Raw genomic sequence first — 17,460 nt, forward strand, 5'->3', positions numbered from 1 at the left:
CGAGAACACGTCCTCGATCGGCATCAGGAACGGCTTGTCCTTGGGACGCTCCGGCTGCGGGATGTAGGCGTCGACCTCGGCCATCAGCTTCAGGATGGCCTCGCGGCCGATCTCCGGCTGCTTGTCTTCCAGGGCGCAGAGCGCCGAGCCGCGCACGATCGGAATGTCGTCGCCGGGGAAATCGTACGAGCTCAGCAGCTCGCGCACTTCCAGCTCGACCAGATCCAGCAGCTCGGGATCGTCGACCATGTCGCACTTGTTCATGAACACCACCAGCGCCGGCACGCCGACCTGACGGGCCAGCAGGATGTGCTCGCGGGTCTGGGGCATGGGGCCGTCGGCCGCCGACACCACCAGGATGGCGCCGTCCATCTGCGCCGCGCCGGTGATCATGTTCTTCACATAATCGGCGTGACCGGGGCAATCCACGTGGGCGTAGTGGCGGTTGACGGTCTCGTACTCGACGTGGGCGGTCGAGATGGTGATGCCGCGGGCCTTCTCTTCCGGCGCCTTGTCGATCTGGTCGTAGGCGGTGAAGGTGGCGCCGCCGGTCTCGGCCAGGATCTTGGTGATCGCCGCGGTCAGCGAGGTCTTGCCATGGTCAACGTGACCGATGGTCCCGATGTTGCAGTGAGGCTTGTTGCGCTCGAATTTAGCCTTGGCCATTTTTCAACCCGTCCGATCGCGGCGCACTGCCGCATGTGTCAAACCATGCTCCCGGTCGATACGGCGGCGGGGAGTGGAGCGGGTGAGGGGAATCGAACCCCCGTCATCAGCTTGGAAGGCTGTTGCTCTACCATTGAGCTACACCCGCCAGATCGTCCCGCTGGGCCGCACCGCCTGGTGCTCGACCTGAAGAAACCGTTCCCCGTCATCCGTCCCGAAACGGGGCACCCGGCCCTATTGGGGGATAAATGGTGGAGGGGGGAGGATTCGAACCTCCGTACTCATAAGAGGGCAGATTTACAGTCTGCTGCCATTAACCGCTCGGCCACCCCTCCACACCGTCATCCGGCTTTTGGCCGGGGCGACGGGAGGGCTGTACTTATGGGAATTTAACGGAGCTTGTCAATCCGAAAAGAGAGGGTTAAATGCCGAGGCAACAGGAGAGCCCCATGAAAAACAGAGATGAGCGTCGCCCCCCCCACCCCAACCGCCGGGAATCGTCCGGCAAGGGTCCGCGAGGCGGCGGCGGCGGCGGCGGCGGCTCGTCCCTCTGGCTCTACGGCATCCACGCGGTGAATGCCGCCCTGGCCAATCCCGAGCGCCGCGCCCGCCGGCTGGTGGCCACCGCCGAGGCCGCCAAGTCCCTGCCCCCCGCCAGGCTGCCGGTGGAGGCCATGGAGCGGGCCGAGATCGACCGGCTGCTGGCGCCCGGCTCGGTACACCAGGGCGTCGCCCTGCTGGTCGAGCCCCTGCCCGCCACCACCATGGAGGACGTGATCCGCAGCGCCGGGATGGCCCCCTCGGCCCTGGTGCTGGTGCTGGATCAGGTCACCGACCCCCACAATGTCGGGGCCATCCTGCGCTCGGCGGCGGCGTTCGGCGCCCTGGCGGTGATCGCCCCCGACCGCCACGCCCCCGACGAGACCGGCACCCTGGCCAAGTCGGCCTCGGGCGCGCTGGAGCGCATGCCGCTGGTCCGCGTCACCAACGTGGTCCGCGCCCTGGAGGATCTGAAGAAGGGCGGCTTCTGGACCGCCGGTCTGGCCGCCGACGCCCCCAGGACTCTGGCCGAGGCAGGGCTGTCGGGCAAGGTGGCGCTGGTGCTCGGCGCCGAAGGCGAAGGCATGCGCCGCCTGACCCGCGAGCATTGCGACCATCTGGTCCGCCTGCCCATGTGCGGCGAGATGGAAAGCCTCAACGTCTCCAACGCCGCCGCCGTCGCCCTCTACGAAATGCGGCGCGCGGGATGATCGCCGTCTGGCAGGTGGCGATCGCCTTCGCCGCCATGTGTCTGGTGGGCCGCGCCTGCCTGGGCGGACGCCACGGCATCGGCGTGCAGGCCATGGCCGGCTGGGGGGCGCTGTGCCTGCTGCTGACCCTGTGGGGCGTGCTGACGCCCCTTTCCCTGCGCATTCCCGCCTGGGGCTTCCTGGCCGCCGCCCTGGCCGGCGCGGCCCTGACCCGGAAGCGCCCCTGGCGCGACGACCTGCGGGAGGCCGGACGCCTGCTGCTGCTCGCCCTGCCGCTGCTGGCGGTGATGGCCCCCATGGAGCCGTCGCAGCTCGACGTTTTCGCCCTGATCCTGCCCAACAGCGCCTACCTGTTCGACCACGGGGCGTTTCCCACCGCCCTGGGGCCGCCCGCCCATTCCGATGCCCCCGTCGCCCCCTACAACGTCGCCCTGGTACCGTTCCTGGGGTCGCTGGCCGGCGGCGGTTTCGCCCCCTCGGGAATCGCCCAGGCGACTCTCTGGCTGCATCTGCCCGCCGCCTTGGTTCTGGGCCGGCTGCTCGGCGGGGGACGGCGTCCCGGCTGGGGCATGGCGGCTTTCGGCCTGCTGCTGGCCACCGCCGTCAATCCCGGCTTCGTGCCGCGCGTCTCCTTCGCCGGCTATGGCGAGGCGCCGCTGGCCATCACGCTGATGTTCGCCATCTGGCTGGGCGGCCGCCTGCTGTCGGGAGACCGCGAGACCGCAAGCCTGACCGCCCTGGCGCTGGTCCTGGCGGCGCTGGTCGCCGTCAAGCAGCAGGGCATCGGCCTGTTCCTGTCCCTGGGGGCCGCCGGCCTGCTGACCGTCCTCGCCCTGCCGCGCGGCGAACGGTGGCCGGCGCTGCGGACGCTGCTGCTGGCCGCGCTGCCCGCCCTGGTCCTTTACGCCGCCTGGCGGACCCATGTGGTCCTGCGTTTTCCCGAAGGCGAACTGGGCAGCGACATGGCAGGGGCCTGGCGCGATTCCCGCATCGCCGAGATCCTGCGCGACATGGCCTGGGTCACCAAGAACAAGGCCTTCCAGTTCGGCCTGTTCGCGGTGGTACTGGCCATGGCCGTCCGCCCTCCCGCCGCCGTGAGTCCGGCCAGCCGCAACAGCCTGAGGCTGTGCGCCCTGACCATCATCTTCTTCAACCTGTTCCTGGTGGCGACCTTCCTGCTGCATTTCGGCCGCGAGCATTCCTATTTCCGCTACAACACCCAGCTGTCGCTGGCCGCACTCCTGGCCCTGGTCCTGGCGGCGCGGGACATGGCCGGGGGGCGGCGGGCGCCGCCTCCCCTCGTCCGCCGCGTCCTGGCCGGCACCGCCATCGCACTGATGCTGGGAGCCCCGGTCGCCGCCCAGATCCTGCTACGCTTCGACCGCGACCAGCCCCAGCCCCAGTTGCGCTTCCTGGCCCGCAATCTGGCCGCCGAGATCGCCCCCGATTCCCGCATCGCCCTGATCCTGCCGCGGGACAATTCCACCAGCGGCATGGCTCTGGAATCGCTGCTGCGCCACACCCATCCGCGCCGCCCCGGCCTGACGGTGGCGCACGTCCCCAGTCCGACGGAACGGACCCTGCCCGAAATGGCGCAAAGGGGCTTCACCCTCGCCCTGGTGTCCTGCACCGATTCGGCGGGCCCCATGGTGCTCGGCCCCGGCCTGCCCCCCCGCTCGGCCCTACTGCTGCGGTTCGAGGACGGAAGGTGGGCCCCGGTGCGGAGCTGGGCCTATCCGGCGACGGGCAAACGCGGCAAATGGGGCTGGACCAACTTCATCGCCGAGGAGCCGTTCTGCATGGGCCTCGACTGATCCGAACCCCCTTGCGGCAAGCGGCATTCCTCTCTAATTTCCCGGAACCGCCGGCTTAGCTCAGCTGGTAGAGCACCTGATTTGTAATCAGGGGGTCGCGGGTTCGAACCCTGCAGCCGGCACCATTTTTTCGCAAATTCAACCAGTTACACGAGCGGCCCCATCGGGCCGCTCGTGCACTATGCCAAACTATGTCCAGGCAGCCGCTCCACGGCATTGCGCAGGTTGTCCGGGGACATAGTGGATGTTGGAAAGCATCATCATACCGTTTGGCCTAGCGGCAATACTCAGATCGAGAACCATTAGCTGCTATTCCTCCCTCTCCCTGGAGGGAGGGGGAGAAGGCGTTCAAGCGATTGCTCAGGGAACAGCGGTGCACGACCACTGCTCCGGCGGCATGGCTGCTAAAGCCCCTTGGGATTGCCTTCAAGGACTTCTTTTGCGGTGTAGAGGACTTGCCCGCTTGCATCGATGGTCTGTGAGACGTTGGTTGTCGCGTCAATCACCAGCCTTCCACAATATGGGGTTATGAAAGGACTGTTGAACGACAGACATACGTCTCCGTTTTCCTTAATCTTGTATTCGCCCGATGTCGGCCCGCCTCGCGACAGATTGCTAAGCGTCGAGAGTCGTCCGCCAGGCATCCAGTACGTGCAGGAAATCGTCCCAGTCGATCCCACGCCACACGTCGTGTTTCCAACCAAGCGCTTTTCGACCTGGGCGGCACTGGCGAACTTTCCCTCGAATTGTGCCAAAGAGGTTGTGCCTGTCGTCTGGCAAGCGCCCAGGAACAGTGCGGCTGAAACGATAAGTATTCTTGTTCTCATTGTGCCAATTCCCTGGATATTGAAAATAAAGCGACTATAAGGCCAATCTAGAGTCGATATTTCCCAGATATGCGGTCTATCTGCCCCTGATTGACGGCAGGATAACCCGATCCCAACCCTACCGGAAGGCAAAATGCGGAAGCGACAGCCTCCGCCGCAGTAAAGACCGCCATGACCAGCCCTAGCGAGCGGCGCAATTCCAGCCAGTTTTGCAATGGTTCCGGCTCCACGATTTAGCAGGCTGCAGAAAAACTCCACCAACCCACTTTTGTTTCGTCACCCCCGCGAAAGCGGGGCCATGTTGGGGCAAAAACTTGCCTTAGACACAAGGTGCTGAGTGGCGGGTGCATGGATTCCCGTTTTCGCGGGAATGACGGGAGTTTTTCCGCAGCCTGTTAGCCTGATAGCTGAAGTCGCTGGACGTGCTTGCCCGGCTTATCCATCCCCAAGCCCAGCTATCCTGCGGCCCTGTCAGTTACAGCCCCCTTTTGTAATCAGGGGGTCACGGGTTCGAATCCTGTAGCCGGCACCAGAACAGCAGAAAGGGGACAGGCCCGACGGCCCGTCCCCTTTTTCCATGTCCGACGCGGTGCGCGGAATCTACTTCCTGGGGTCGACGAATTCGACGGCGCTGGGCTTGACCTCGGGATCCTTGGGCGTGGCGGTTCCCTGTCCCTGCACCGCCGAGGGAGCGGCGGAACCGCCGGGCGAGGCGGAAGCCGGGCCGGACGTGGCGGCAGCGGCCTGTCCCGGCTGCGGTGCGCGGCTATCCTTCTGCCCGTCGCGGGCCGCCTGGAGCGAGGCGGCGCGGAACTGGCGGTACAGGCTGCGGATGGCCGCATACTCGTCGAGGGAGGTCCGCCGGATCTCCCTCATGGTGTCCAGGTGCTCGGCCCGGGTATCGACGATGTCGGTCCCCATGGTGACGTTGTTGATCACGTCGAGCCCCTGGGTGGCGAAGACCTGGCCGGTGGGCGAGACGAAGAAGTCGGCTGCGCGCCCCGCGCCGTCGCGCAGGTTGGACGGGCCGAAGAACGGCAGCATCAGGTAGGGGCCTTCCTCGACCCCCCACACGGCGAAGGTCACGCCCAGATCGGTCTTGTGGCGCTTGGCCCCGCCGCTCTCGGCGACCACGTCCTGGGTGCCCAGCATGCCGAAGGTGGAATTGATGAAGAAGCGGCCCAGCGCATCGGCGGCGGCGGCGGGATTGCCCTGCAGCAGGTCGTTGCCGGCGGTGTAGGGCTCCTGCAGGTTGGCCAGCAGGTTGTGAAGGGCCTGGCGGAACCAGTTGGGGGCGACGTCGTGGTAGGCCTGGGCGACGGGCTCGGCCAGATTGCTGTCCAGGAAGACGTTGACGTCGTAGATGGCCCGGTTGGTGGGCTCCAGCGGGTCGTTGACGGCTTCGGCCTCGGCGCGGTCCTCGGGGTCTTCCGGCAGCGTGGCACAGGCCGACACCATCGAAAGCGCCATGGCAGCCGCCACGGAAAGCAGACGACGCCTCATATCCTTAAACCTCCAACCAAGGAACCCCGGCCGGCATGATCATACCGTCCCCGGGCGCGCATAATATCCACTGCGGCCGGGAGGTCAAACGTCATATGAACACGGCAGGTCTATGGCAAAGACGGAGCCGCGCCCGAAAACGGAGCGGACCGAAACCGCAATGCCCAGGATTCGGGCGATTCTGTCGACGATGGCCAGGCCCAGCCCCAATCCTTCATCGGCGCGGCGCGTCGGATTGTTCAACTGGTAGAGCTCTTCGAAAATATACGGCAGGTTTTCCTCGGCGATACCGATGCCGCTGTCCCAGACCTCGATGCGGATGCGCCCCCGGCGGCGGCGACAGCCCACCGCCACCCCGCCCCGTTCGGTATAGCGCACCGCATTGGAGACCAGATTGCCCAGCAGGCGTTCCAGCAGGGTGGCGTCGCTTTCGCAGGCCAGGGCGGTCTTGACCACACGCAGGCGCAGCCCCTTCGCCTCGGCCGTCGGGCGGCTGGCCGCCGCCACCTGGTCGAGCAGGTCGCCCAAGGCGATGCGGCTGCGGGTCACCGTCATGCCGCCGGCATCGAGACGCGACACGCTGAGCAGCGCCTTGAGCTGGCGCGACAGCTGGTTGGCGCATTGCTTGGCCTTGACGCCGGGCTCGGGCTGACGCTCGGCCAGGATGGCGCAATACATCTGCAGCGCCTGCATGGGCTGGCTGAGATCGTGGCTGGCGGCGGCCAGGAAGCGCGATTTGGAAGCGGAGGCCTTTTCCGCCGTTTCCTTGGCGAGGCGCAGTTCCAGTTCGGTCTGCTTGCGCTCGGTGATGTCGATGGCGGCGCAGATCAGGCCGACGGTCTCGCCCCGCGCGTCGTAGAGCCGCCGCGCGATCAGGTCGAAATATTGCGGCCGGCTCATGGCCAGGCTTTGCACCTGCACGTCGCGCCGCACCGAAATGCCGGTCTCGATCACGCCGCGATAGATGGCGCATAGCATGTCGGCGGTATCGCGGTGAAAGATGTCGTACTCGGTCTTGCCGATCAGTTCGGCGTCGCCAAACCCCACTTGGCAGGAATGGGCCCAGGTGTAGCGCAGGTCCAAGTCCAGGGTATAGGCCACCGAGGTACCCAGTTCCATGGCCAGGCGGAAGCGCTGCTCGCTCTCGGCCAGGGTTTCCAGGGAGACGTCCAACTGGCGCCCCAGGAATTCCGCCAGGCGCTCGGTCAGGGATTGCTTGGCGGCATGGGCCTGCTCCAGCCGCCCCATGGCCTCGCGCAGGCGGACCTTGGAATCGATCAGGTCCGAGATTTCGGTGAAGGTGACCAGCACCGCCACGGCGCTGCCGGATTCGAGGGCGATGGGCTGGGCGCGCAGGCGCAGCCACACCCGCTCGCTTCCCCGGCGGATGCCCATCACCAAGGGGCCGGCCGAGCGGCGGGTCATCAGCGCGACGGCGGCGGGATGGTCGGCGCCGCCCAGCCGCGTGCCGTCCAGATGGGTGGCGTCCCAATCCTCGACGCAGCAAATCCTGCCGACCAGTTCCTCGGAGCTCTGACCGAGAATGGCCGAGGCGGCAGCGTTGGCGAAGATGATCCGCCGGCCGGCATCCTGGACCACCACCCCCTCGGCCATGGTGGCGAGCAAGGTCTGGTGAAAGTCGGCGGAAACCGGAGACGGCAGCACGTTTGCCTCGCGAGGCGGAAGGGACGGGCCCGAATTAGGGGGCCTCGCGACGGGGCGCGTCAAGCCTTGAGCGGTTCATTCTTTCCCGAACCGTCATCGCCCCGTCACGGAACCGTCGCACTCGACGACTATTCTTCCCCGCCACCGGAGAGGAGGAGCACGAGGTGTCGGGTGAAAAGGCCATGCGGCGGGAATGCCGGGATTGCACCTATTGGACCGGGTGGAGTTGCGCCATCCGCGACGTCCGCCAGGAGAAAAAAGAAAGTCGCGGATGCGATTTCTTCATCCGCGACAGTCTGCGATACGCCTTCTTCGCGAAGGTCTGATGCTGGTGATAGACCCCCGATTGCGGGAGAAAGGGACGTTGCCGTTCTCTGCCGATCGGTATCGCCACGGGCCTCCTGTAGGGATTAATACCAACATACAAAGGTGATAATGTCAATAGACGTATCTACCATTCCATCCCCATGGACAAGGGAACCGAAGCGCGGCTACCATCGAATATGAGTGAAATATACATCTGACGGGGCCGCATGCTTCCTGGGTCTTCCACGCCACCGGCCGCCGGTTCCGTCAAGGTCATGCTGGTGGACGATTCCGCCATCGTCCGCGGCCTGGTGGCCCGCATCCTGGCCACCGACCCGGCCATCACGGTGGCCGCCCAGGTCGCCAACGGCGAGCAGGCCATCGCCGCCCTGGCCCGCACTCCGGTGGACGTGGTGGTGCTGGACATCGAGATGCCGGTGATGGACGGCCTGACCGCCCTGCCCGGCATCCTGAAGACGGTGCCCGGCGTCAGGGTGATCATGCTGTCGTCGCTGACCCAGCGCGGCGCCACGGTGACCTTCCAGGCGCTGCGGGCCGGGGCCGCCGACTACATCCCCAAGCCCTCGGCCGGCGCCGACATGTCGGGAACCGGCGGCTTCAAGCGTGAACTGATCGACAAGATCAAGAGTCTGGCGGCCCGCAAGCTGCGCCCCGCCGCACCGGCGTCCTCTCCTCTCCCCCGCCCGGCCGGAACCGTCCCGCCCCGTCCCGCCGCCATCCCGCCCAGCGGCCCGGTGGAGGTATTGGCCATCGGCTCGTCCACCGGCGGTCCGCAGGCGCTGTTCGACATCTTCGCCAAGCTGCGCACCGTCAAGCCCCGGATTCCCATCCTGATCACCCAGCACATGCCACCCACCTTCACCGGCATCCTGGCCGAGCATATCGCCCAGACCAGCGGCCTGCCGTCGGCCGAGGGCAAGGACGGCGAGAAGATCATGGCCGGCCGGGTCTACGTCGCTCCCGGGGGCAGGCATATGCTGGCCGAGCGCAAGGGCGGCGAGTTGCTGATCAGGCTGTCGGATGCTCCGCCCGAGAATTTCTGCAAGCCGGCGGTCGACCCCATGTTCCGCAGCGTCTCCGCCGCCTGGGGCAACCGGGCGGTGGCGATGGTGCTGACCGGCATGGGAAGCGACGGGGCCAAGGGTGGTCGGGTGCTGGCCGAGGCCGGCGGACAGCTCTATGCCCAGGACGAGGCCACCTGCGTGGTCTACGGCATGCCGGCCGCCGCCGCCCAGACCGGACTGTGCAAAGCCATCCTGCCGCTGGGCGAGATCGGCGACCTGATCCGCAAACTGGTCAGCTGAGGAAAGGACGGGCGGGACGCCCGCTCCCCTTCACAGGTCCAGCACCCGTCCCACCGCCGCCAGGGAGCGTTCCCACAGATCGGCCAGTTCCTCCGCCTGGACGGGGGTGTTCGGGTCCTCGGCCCGCGCCGCATCCTCCACCGACCGGCACTTGGCGGCCAGCGGCACCAGATGCAGGCTGGAGGCGGCGCTGGCCATGCGATGGGCCAGTTGCCCGGCCTCGGCCAGCCGGCCCGCCTGGGCATGGGTGCGCAGCGCGGCGAGGTCGGCCGAGGACGACGAACGGAACAGCTCCACCAGCCCGACCAGACGGTCGCGGCCGAGGTCGCCCATGTCGGACAGCAGGCCGGCCACCGCCACCAGGCTCGGTCCGCCCCCCGCGTCCGGCCGCTCCTCCCCCACGCCGGCCAGCAGGCGGCTCATGTCGTCGAGGCGGAACGGCTTGGCGAGGCAGCCGAGGATGCCCGCCTCGCGCCAGCGCGCCTCGTCCTCCTTCACCGGATTGGCGGTCAGCAGGTAAAGCGGCACCTTGCCCGCCGCGCCGGGCAGGGCGCGGATGGCCCGGGCGGTCTCGATGCCGTCCATGCCGGGCATACGCATGTCCAGCAACACCAGATCGAAGCCGCCCCGGCTCGCCGCCGCCGCCGCTTCATAGCCGTCGCGGACGCAGACCACCTGATGGCCGCGCCGCTCCAGCAGCCCGGCCGCCACCTCGCGGTTGACCTCGTTGTCGTCCACCAGCAGGACGCGGCAGGGCCGTTCCGCCGCCGCCGGGTAATCGGCGGAAAGGGTCTCGGCCGGCGGCAACGGCAGGTCCACCCGGAAGGTGGTGCCCTGGCCGGGCAAGCTGTCATAGCCGATGACCCCGCCCATCAGGTCGATCAGGCGCTTGCAGATGGCCAGCCCCAGCCCGGCTCCGGCGAAGCGCCGGGCGGCACCGCTGTCGCCCTGCCAGAATTCGGTGAACAACTGCGCCCCGATCTCCGGCGCGATGCCGATGCCGGAATCCTTGATCAGAAAGCGCAGCACCTGCCCCTGTTCGGCGGCCAGGGGCTCGATGCCGATCTCCACCCCGCCGCGATCGGTGAACTTGATGGCGTTGCCCACCAGATTGAACAGAATCTGCCGCAGGCGCAGGCGGTCGCCCGCCACCTGGCGGCGCACCCCCGTCCCGAAGCGGCAGGTCAGCGCCAGATCCTTTTCGGCGGCGCGGGACGCCAGGACCAGACGCACCTCCTCGATGGTGTCGAGCACGTCGAAGGGCTCGACGGCCAGGGTCATGCCCTCGGCGTCGAGGCGGGCGAAGTCCAGGATGTCGTTGACCAGCCCCAGCAGCAATTCCCCCGACGACACCAGCGTCTCGGCGAAGGCCTCCTGCCGGGGGTCGAGATTGGTCTCCAGCAGCAGACGGGCCATGCCCAGCACCCCGTTGAGCGGGGTGCGGATTTCGTGGCCCATCATGGCCAGGAAGACGGATTTGGCCCTTGCCGCCTGCTGGGCGCTGTCGCGGGCCTCGCGCAGCACCTCCTCGCCCATCTTGCGCTCGATGGCGTAGCGCACCACCCGGGACAGGATGAAGGCGTCACCCAGGCCCTTGACCAGGTAATCCTGGGCGCCGCGCTTCAGGGCTTCCAGCGCGACGGCGTCGTCGTCGTTGCCGGTCAGCACCACCACCGGCAGGCGGGGCGCCGCCTGGGTCAGGGCGTCCAGGGTGGCGATGCCCGCCGAATCCGGCACCCCCAGATCGGCCAGCACCACGTCGAAGCGCTCGGCTCCATCGGACAGGCGCTCCACCGCCTGGGCAAGCCGCCCCGTCACGGTGACCTCGAACGGCGGGGTCTTGACCCGGCGCAGCATCTGGCCCACCAGCCTTGCGTCGGCGGGGTCGTCCTCCAGCAGCAGGACCCGGATGGGCGGCGTGGTCATGGGGGCAGTTGGGCGGTGCCGAACCAGAAATCCTCGATGGAATGGATGGCGGCGGTGAAGGCCTCCACATCCATCGGCTTGGACACGTAGCTGCTGGCGCCCAAGGCATAGGCCTTCTTGACGTCGCGGTCCGCTCCCGAGGTGGAGAGGATCACCACCGGAATGGAGCTGAGCGTGGTGTCGCCCCGGATTTCCTCGAGGATTTCGTGGCCGTTGCGTCCCGGCAGATTGAGGTCGAGCAGGATGAGGTCGGGGCGCGGCGCCTGGCCGTGCGCGGCCGCCCGGCGCAGAAAGTCCATGGCCTCACCGCCATCCTTGACGTGGTGAAGGCGGCAGACATGGCGCGAGCGCCGCAGCGCGATACGGACCAGACCGGCGTCGCCCGGGTCATCCTCGACCAGCAGGATGTCGTGAATATCCTTGGAAGCCACGTTCCCGCCCCGATGTTTCGATATCGCGCTAGACCCTGTCTCAAATTACCGGCCGGCGCAAGGCCCAGCCATCCGTATCAGCCCCCGGCTTCGGGCTGGTGGGGTCCCTTGGGCCAGCTGAAGGCCAGGACCGCTCCCGGTCCGTCATGGGGTTCCACCCGGATGGTGCCGCCGTGGCGGTCGATGATCTTCTTGACGATGGCCAGCCCGACGCCGGTTCCCTCGTACTCGTCGCGGGCGTGGAGACGCTGGAAGATGCCGAACACCCGCTCGGCATGCTCGGGCGGGATGCCGATGCCGTTGTCGCGGACCCGGAACAGCCATTGGTCGCCGGCGTCCTCGCACTCCACCGACACGTGGGGGGCCTGGTCGGGGCGGCGGTACTTCAGGGCGTTGCCGATGAGATTGAGGAACAGGCGCTCCATCTCGCCCCGGTCGCCGTAGAGGGTCGGCAGCGCCTCGGCCACATTCACCGTGGCGTCGGAATCCTCGATCTCGATCTGCAGGTCGGCCAGGGCGGAGCGAACCGCCTCGGCCGCCGTGAAGGGCGCGTCGCCGATCACCCGGCCGACCCGCGAATAGGCCAGCAGATCGGTGATCAGCCGGTCCATGCGCCGCACGCCATCGCGGACGAAGCCCATGTATTCCAGGGATTCGCCGCCCAGGCTGCCCATCAGTTCCTCTTCCAGCAGCGAGACATAGCTGCCCACCACCCTGAGCGGCTGGCGCAGATCGTGGGAGGCCACGTAGGCGAACTGCTCCAGTTCCTCGTTGGAACGCCACAATTCGCGGATCAGGCCGTCCAGCTCGTTCTCCAGCCGCTTGCGCTCGGTGATGTCCTGGATGGTCGCCTTCAGCCGGGCCGGCCGCCCCGCCGCGTCACACGACACCTCGGCACGGCCATGCAGCATCCGCACCTCGCCATCGGGGCGGACGATGCGGAAATCAACCTCGCGGCAGCCGGTTTCCGCGTTGGTGGAACGCAGGATTTCGGCCATCTCGGCGCGGTCGCCGGGATGGACCGACTCGAGAAACACCTCTTGCGAGGAAACGCAACTTCCCGGCACCAGACCGAGAATGGCGTGGAACTCGTCGGACCAGACGCCGATACCGCTCTGCAGGTCGCGCTCGGAGGTACCCAGTTGGGCGACCCGCTCGGCATTGGCGACCAGGGCGCGGCTGCGCTGCTCCGCCGCGCGCTGGGATTGCTCGAACCGTCGGCCCAGGTCGTCCAGGGCGGCGGCGAGCCCCAGGGGGTCGCTCCACCGCTCAGCGGCGGGAGGCGGCGGCGAGCCGTCCAGGGCCGCCAGGCGCCGGTCGACCCGCTGGCCGATGGCCAGACCGCCAAGGAACGACAGCCCGACCAGCAACGGCACCAGCCCGGCCAGCAGCCAGCCCAGGCTGCGGTCGGCCTCGTCGGGCCACAGGCTCCACACCGCCAGGGCCATGATTCCCACCAGGATGGCGGCCAGGGCGGCAAAAAGCAGCCCCAGCCGCGCCGCGATACGCTCGCGCGGTCTCGGAATCGTACCGGCTGTCACCTCCGGTGCCCGCAAGACGGCCAACCCCATGAGAACCCCGTCGGCCCACTTGACCAGAATGAATATTCGAATCGAGCCATTCTAAGGCCGCCCCCGCCGCGAGGCAAGCCGTCCGGAAGTGACATGGACCTCGGGCGGCTCTATCCTCCGGGAGGCAAGATCGAGAGGCTCCATGTCGCGAGAATACCCGTCCCATCCCCTGCCCGGCGTGCTGGCCCTGGTCGAGCGCGGCGGCCGCCTGCTGATGGTCAAAAGGGCCAAGGAGCCGGATCGCGGCAAGTGGGGCTTTCCCGGCGGGCTGGTGGAGGTGGGCGAAACGCTGGCCGCCGCCGCCTTGCGCGAACTGGCCGAGGAGACGGGACTGGCCGCCGAGGCCAGGGGCGTGGTGGACGTGTTCGAGGTGATCAGCCCCGACGCGCAAGGCCGCGTCCGTTATCACTACGTGCTGAACGTGGTGCGTTGCCTGAGTCCGGAAGGGGAAGCGGTGGCCGCCGACGACGCCGAGGCCGCCGGCTGGTTCACCCTGGCCGAGATCGAGGGCGGCGAATTGCCGGTCAGCGTCAACGCGCCGCGCCTCGCCCGCATGGTGCTGGGCTGAACCGGCAAGCGGCCGGGACGGCCGCGCTCCAGAAACGGGAACCGCTCCTGGAGCGCGGGCATCCTGCCCGCAAAATTATCCCCGCGCGGACGCGGTCCGGCTGCCGCCGGGCATGCCCTTGAAGCCACCCTGGGGACGGGCGCCGCCCGGCTTGCCGGCGGCCGGACGGCCGGACGAAGGCTTGGCCGAGGCCGGCTTGCCCGCGTGGGTGTGCTTGGCGCCGTCGCGGCCCTTGGCCGCATGGGAGCCGTGCTCGCCATGGGGATTGCCGCCGCGGCTCTGCTGCGGGTGGCCGCTCTTGCCGCCGCCACCGCCACGGTGGGGCTGCGGCGGCTTGGTGGCGCGAGGCCCCCCGGGCAGGCCACGGGTGGCAATGTGGGGAGCGTGATAGGCGTGCTCGTAATCCACCGGCACCGCCTGGCGGATGGTCTTCTCGATGTCGCGCAGATAGGCCACTTCGTCGCCGTCGCACAGGGACAGGGCGATGCCCGAGGCGCCGGCGCGCGCGGTGCGACCGATGCGGTGGACATAGCTTTCCGGCTCGTTGGGCAGCTCGAAGTTGATGACGTGGGTGATACCGTCCACGTCGATGCCGCGCGCCGCGATGTCGGTGGCGACCAGCGCCTTAATGCGGCCGTCGCGGAAATCGGCCAGGGCCTTCTGGCGGGCGCCCTGGGACTTGTTGCCGTGGATGGCGTCGGCGGTGATACCGGCCTTCTCCAGCAGTTCGACGACGCGGTTGGCGCCGTGCTTGGTGCGGGTGAAGACCAGGGCGCGCTTGACGTCGTCGGTGGCCAGGATGTCGGTCAGCAGGGTGCGCTTGTGCTCGCGGTCGACGAACAGCACCTTCTGGTCGATCTTGTCCACGGTCGACGAGACCGGGGTCACCTCGACGCGCACCGGGGTGTGCAGTACGGAATTGGCCAGGCCGACGATGGAATCGGGCATGGTGGCCGAGAACAGCACGGTCTGGCGCTGCTTGGGCACCATGGCGACGATCTTGCGGATGGGCTGGATGAAGCCCATGTCGAGCATGCGGTCGGCCTCGTCCAGGACCAGCGCCTCGACCGAGTCCAGGCGGATGGCGCCCTGGTCGATCAGGTCAAGCAGACGGCCGGGGGTGGCGACCAGCACGTCGACGCCGCCGGCCATGGTCTTGATCTGCGGCACCATGCCGACGCCGCCGAACACCAAGGCGTGGCGCAGCCGGTAGTGGCAGCCGTAGGTCTTGAAGCTCTGCCCCACCTGCACCGCCAACTCGCGGGTGGGGGTCAACACCAGGACGCGGCAGCTCTTGGGCATGGCGCGCTTCTTGAAGGTATCCAGGCGCTGCAGCAGCGGCAGGGCGAAGGACGCCGTCTTGCCGGTGCCGGTCTGGGCCAGGCCCAGGACGTCGCGGCCCTCGATCAGATGGGGAATGCTTTGTTCCTGGATGGGGGTCGGCGAGGTGTAGCCCTCGGCCTCGAGCGCCTTCAGCAGGGGCTCGGCCAGGCCGAGTTCGGAAAACAGAACGGTCATCAGGTCTCTTTCATCAACAGGCCGTCATCCCTCGCGCCCACACTGGGCGGGGACGGACGGCGGGACGGACGACGCATGATGCGGCTCCCGTCGGGCTCCTCCCGGACGCGCGGCCAGGAAGCTATGGGCAAGGGAAAGAAGGCTCGGGGCGGAAGGCGGTCCATCGGGGGACCAAGCCGTTGCGCGCTGCCCGCGAGCAAGCCGGACGCGAATCGTCCGGACGGGCGGACCCTGCGCTTTCGCTGCGCACAAGTCAAACTAAATCGGCCAGAAGGTCAGGATCAGGAGGGTTCCCGAGACCAGGACGATGACGCTGAGCGGCAATCCCAGCCGCCAGTAATCCCCGAAGCGATAACCGCCGACCCCCATCACCAGGGTGTTGCACTGGTGGCCGATGGGAGTGAGGAAGTCGCTGGCCGCTCCCACCGCCACCGCCATCAGGAAGGGATCGACGGCCAGGCCCAGCTTGGTGGCCATGCCGGCGGCCACCGGCCCCATCAGCAGCACGGTGGCGGCGTGGTGGAGAAAGGGCGCCAGCAGCATGGAGGCCAGCAGCACCAGCCCCAGGGCCAGGGCGACCGGAACCTGCGAGGCGGCCAGGGCCAGCCAGCCGGCCAGAAGGTCCGAGGCGCCGGTGCTCTTCATGGCGTCGCTGATGGGAATCAGGGCGCCCAGCAGGATGATGATCGGCCAGTGGACGGATTCGTAGGCGTCGCGCAGCGGCAGGCAGCCGAGCAGCACCATGGACACCGCCGCCAGGAAGAAGGCGGGGCCCACCGGTATCACGCCAAAAGCCACCGACAGCATGGCGGCGAAGGCGATTCCCACCGGCAGCCAGGCCGACTTGCGGGCGACGGGCATGGCCTTTTGCCCCAGCGACAGGCAGCCCAACTGCACCAGGGTGCCGGGCATGGCCTCGCCGTTGCCCTCCACCACCAGCACGTCTCCGGCCTTGAACTCGGTCTGGCGCAGCCGCTCGATCATGTGCCGTCCGCCCCGGCTGATGGCCAGCAGGGCGATGCCGTGGCGCCGCCGCAGGGCGCTTCTGGCGGCGGTGCTGCCGATCAGGATGGAATTGGGCATCACCACCGCTTCCATCACCGTGGTGTCCGCAGTGCCCAGGCCGCCGCCGCCCATCAGGACCAGCCCCGCCGAATCCAGCAGCGGTTTCAAGGTCATGGGGTCGCCTTCCAGCACCAGCACGTCGTTCTCGGAGAACTCCCAATGACCGCCGGGCACATAGCGGTGGCCCTGGTCGCGGATGATGGCCGCCACCGTCACCGTGCCGCCGGAGAACAATTGCTCCAGGTCGGCCACCGTGGCGCCGATCAGCGGCGAATGGGCCTCGATGCGCACCTCGGCCAGGTAATCCTCGATACGGAAGCTGCTCCCGGACGCGCTACCCTGGCGGTCGTGGGGCAGCACCCGCCAGGCGAAGGTCAGAAAACCGATGCCGGCGAGACAGATGCCCAGCCCAACCGGCGTGAAGTCGAACATGGTGAAGGGCTGGCCGGTCAGGTCCATGCGCACCCGCGACACGATGATGTTGGGCGAGGTGCCGATCAGGGTCATCACGCCCCCCAGCAGCGAGGCGAAACTGAGCGGCATCAGGATCTGCGACACCGGAATGCCGCCGGCCCGCGCCAGCCGGATCGACAGCGGGATGAAGATGGCCAGCGCCCCGATATTCTTCATGAAGGCCGACAGCACCATCACCAGCGCCACCAGGGTGGCGATCAGGGCGTCCGGGGATTTCAGCGCCGACAGGGGCCGCATCAGATGCTCGATGACGCCCGAGCGCTCGATGCCGGCGCTGACCACCAGGGCGGCGGCAACCACCACCACCACGGGGTCGGAAAAACCGTGGAACGCCTTGTCGGGCGGCACCAGCCCGGCCAAAATCCCGGCGGACAGCGACAGCAGCGCCACCAGATCGTAGCGCAGCTTGTCCAGCGCGAACATCAAGACGGTGGCGCCCAGGATGGTGAACGCCAAGCCCTGTTCGAAGGTCATTGGTCACCCGTCATGCCATCGGAAGGGCGAAGCTACACCAGCCCATGCCGCTTCGCCAGGACGGCCATGCGCCTGCA

At 67.9% G+C, this 17,460-nt stretch carries 12 protein-coding genes and 3 tRNA genes; 5 read left to right on the top strand and 10 right to left on the bottom strand.

All coding sequences use genetic code 11. The annotated features are described in order from the left end of the window. From H261_RS12175 to H261_RS12185, 3 genes are all read right to left on the bottom strand, one after another. Positions 1-666, bottom strand: a 666-nt coding sequence (locus H261_RS12175; protein ID WP_008617892.1) for a GTP-binding protein, incomplete at its 3' end; no start/stop codon positions are given. A 74-nt stretch (positions 667-740) separates the two neighbouring features. Then, positions 741-814, bottom strand: a tRNA-Gly gene (locus H261_RS12180). A 101-nt stretch (positions 815-915) separates the two neighbouring features. Next, positions 916-1,001: transfer RNA gene (locus H261_RS12185), tRNA-Tyr, on the bottom strand. A 114-nt stretch (positions 1,002-1,115) separates the two neighbouring features. Here H261_RS12185 and rlmB point away from each other — a divergent pair. The 3 genes from rlmB to H261_RS12200 all read left to right on the top strand — a co-directional run bounded on the left by rlmB (position 1,116) and on the right by H261_RS12200 (position 3,855). Beyond that, positions 1,116-1,916, top strand: a complete 801-nt coding sequence (gene rlmB, locus H261_RS12190; RefSeq protein WP_008617894.1) for a 23S rRNA (guanosine(2251)-2'-O)-methyltransferase RlmB — start codon at positions 1,116-1,118, stop codon at positions 1,914-1,916. After that, positions 1,913-3,730 carry a hypothetical protein gene (locus H261_RS25450; protein WP_008617896.1) on the top strand — a complete coding sequence of 606 codons (1,818 nt, stop codon included), beginning with the start codon at positions 1,913-1,915 and terminating at the stop codon, positions 3,728-3,730. The genes rlmB and H261_RS25450 overlap by 4 nt, the downstream gene beginning before the upstream one ends. Positions 3,731-3,779: 49 nt before the next feature. Continuing rightward, positions 3,780-3,855, top strand: a tRNA-Thr gene (locus H261_RS12200). 1,302 nt (positions 3,856-5,157) lie between these two features. Here H261_RS12200 and H261_RS12205 read toward each other — a convergent pair. After that, the gene (locus tag H261_RS12205; RefSeq protein WP_040476348.1) at positions 5,158-6,060 is read right to left on the bottom strand and encodes an MlaA family lipoprotein; all 903 of its coding nucleotides are present in this window, start codon (positions 6,058-6,060) and stop codon (positions 5,158-5,160) included. Between the two features lie 84 nt (positions 6,061-6,144). Continuing rightward, positions 6,145-7,725, bottom strand: coding sequence for a PAS domain-containing sensor histidine kinase (locus H261_RS12210; RefSeq protein ID WP_008617898.1), 1,581 nt, complete (start codon positions 7,723-7,725; stop codon positions 6,145-6,147). A 533-nt stretch (positions 7,726-8,258) separates the two neighbouring features. On the opposite strand from H261_RS12210, the gene H261_RS12215 reads away from it, so the two are divergent. Next, a complete protein-coding gene (locus H261_RS12215; protein WP_040476349.1) occupies positions 8,259-9,356 on the top strand; it encodes a protein-glutamate methylesterase/protein-glutamine glutaminase in 1,098 nt (365 codons plus the stop codon). 30 nt (positions 9,357-9,386) lie between these two features. Here the strand turns inward: H261_RS12215 and H261_RS12220 are convergent, their stop codons facing one another. The 3 genes from H261_RS12220 to H261_RS12230 form a co-directional block, all read right to left on the bottom strand. Beyond that, positions 9,387-11,282, bottom strand: a complete 1,896-nt coding sequence (locus H261_RS12220) for a response regulator (RefSeq protein ID WP_008617900.1) — start codon at positions 11,280-11,282, stop codon at positions 9,387-9,389. After that, the gene (locus tag H261_RS12225; protein WP_008617901.1) at positions 11,279-11,713 is read right to left on the bottom strand and encodes a response regulator; all 435 of its coding nucleotides are present in this window, start codon (positions 11,711-11,713) and stop codon (positions 11,279-11,281) included. The genes H261_RS12220 and H261_RS12225 overlap by 4 nt, the downstream gene beginning before the upstream one ends. Positions 11,714-11,790: 77 nt before the next feature. After that, positions 11,791-13,254 (bottom strand): sensor histidine kinase, encoded by a 1,464-nt coding sequence (locus tag H261_RS12230; protein ID WP_235062917.1) that lies wholly within the window; start codon positions 13,252-13,254, stop codon positions 11,791-11,793. Positions 13,255-13,426: 172 nt separating this feature from the next. On the opposite strand from H261_RS12230, the gene H261_RS12235 reads away from it, so the two are divergent. Further along, entirely contained in the window at positions 13,427-13,852 is a 426-nt protein-coding gene (locus tag H261_RS12235; RefSeq protein WP_008617903.1) for an NUDIX hydrolase, read from the top strand. Positions 13,853-13,927: 75 nt separating this feature from the next. Here H261_RS12235 and H261_RS12240 read toward each other — a convergent pair whose 3' ends face one another. Both H261_RS12240 and H261_RS12245 read right to left on the bottom strand, forming a co-directional pair. Further along, a complete protein-coding gene (locus tag H261_RS12240) occupies positions 13,928-15,370 on the bottom strand; it encodes a DEAD/DEAH box helicase (protein ID WP_008617904.1) in 1,443 nt (480 codons plus the stop codon). 258 nt (positions 15,371-15,628) lie between these two features. Further along, a complete protein-coding gene (locus H261_RS12245; protein WP_008617905.1) occupies positions 15,629-17,383 on the bottom strand; it encodes an SLC13 family permease in 1,755 nt (584 codons plus the stop codon). Positions 17,384-17,460: the final 77 nt, after the last annotated feature.

The organism is Paramagnetospirillum caucaseum (assembly GCF_000342045.1).
Classification (GTDB): domain Bacteria; phylum Pseudomonadota; class Alphaproteobacteria; order Rhodospirillales; family Magnetospirillaceae; genus Phaeospirillum; species Phaeospirillum caucaseum.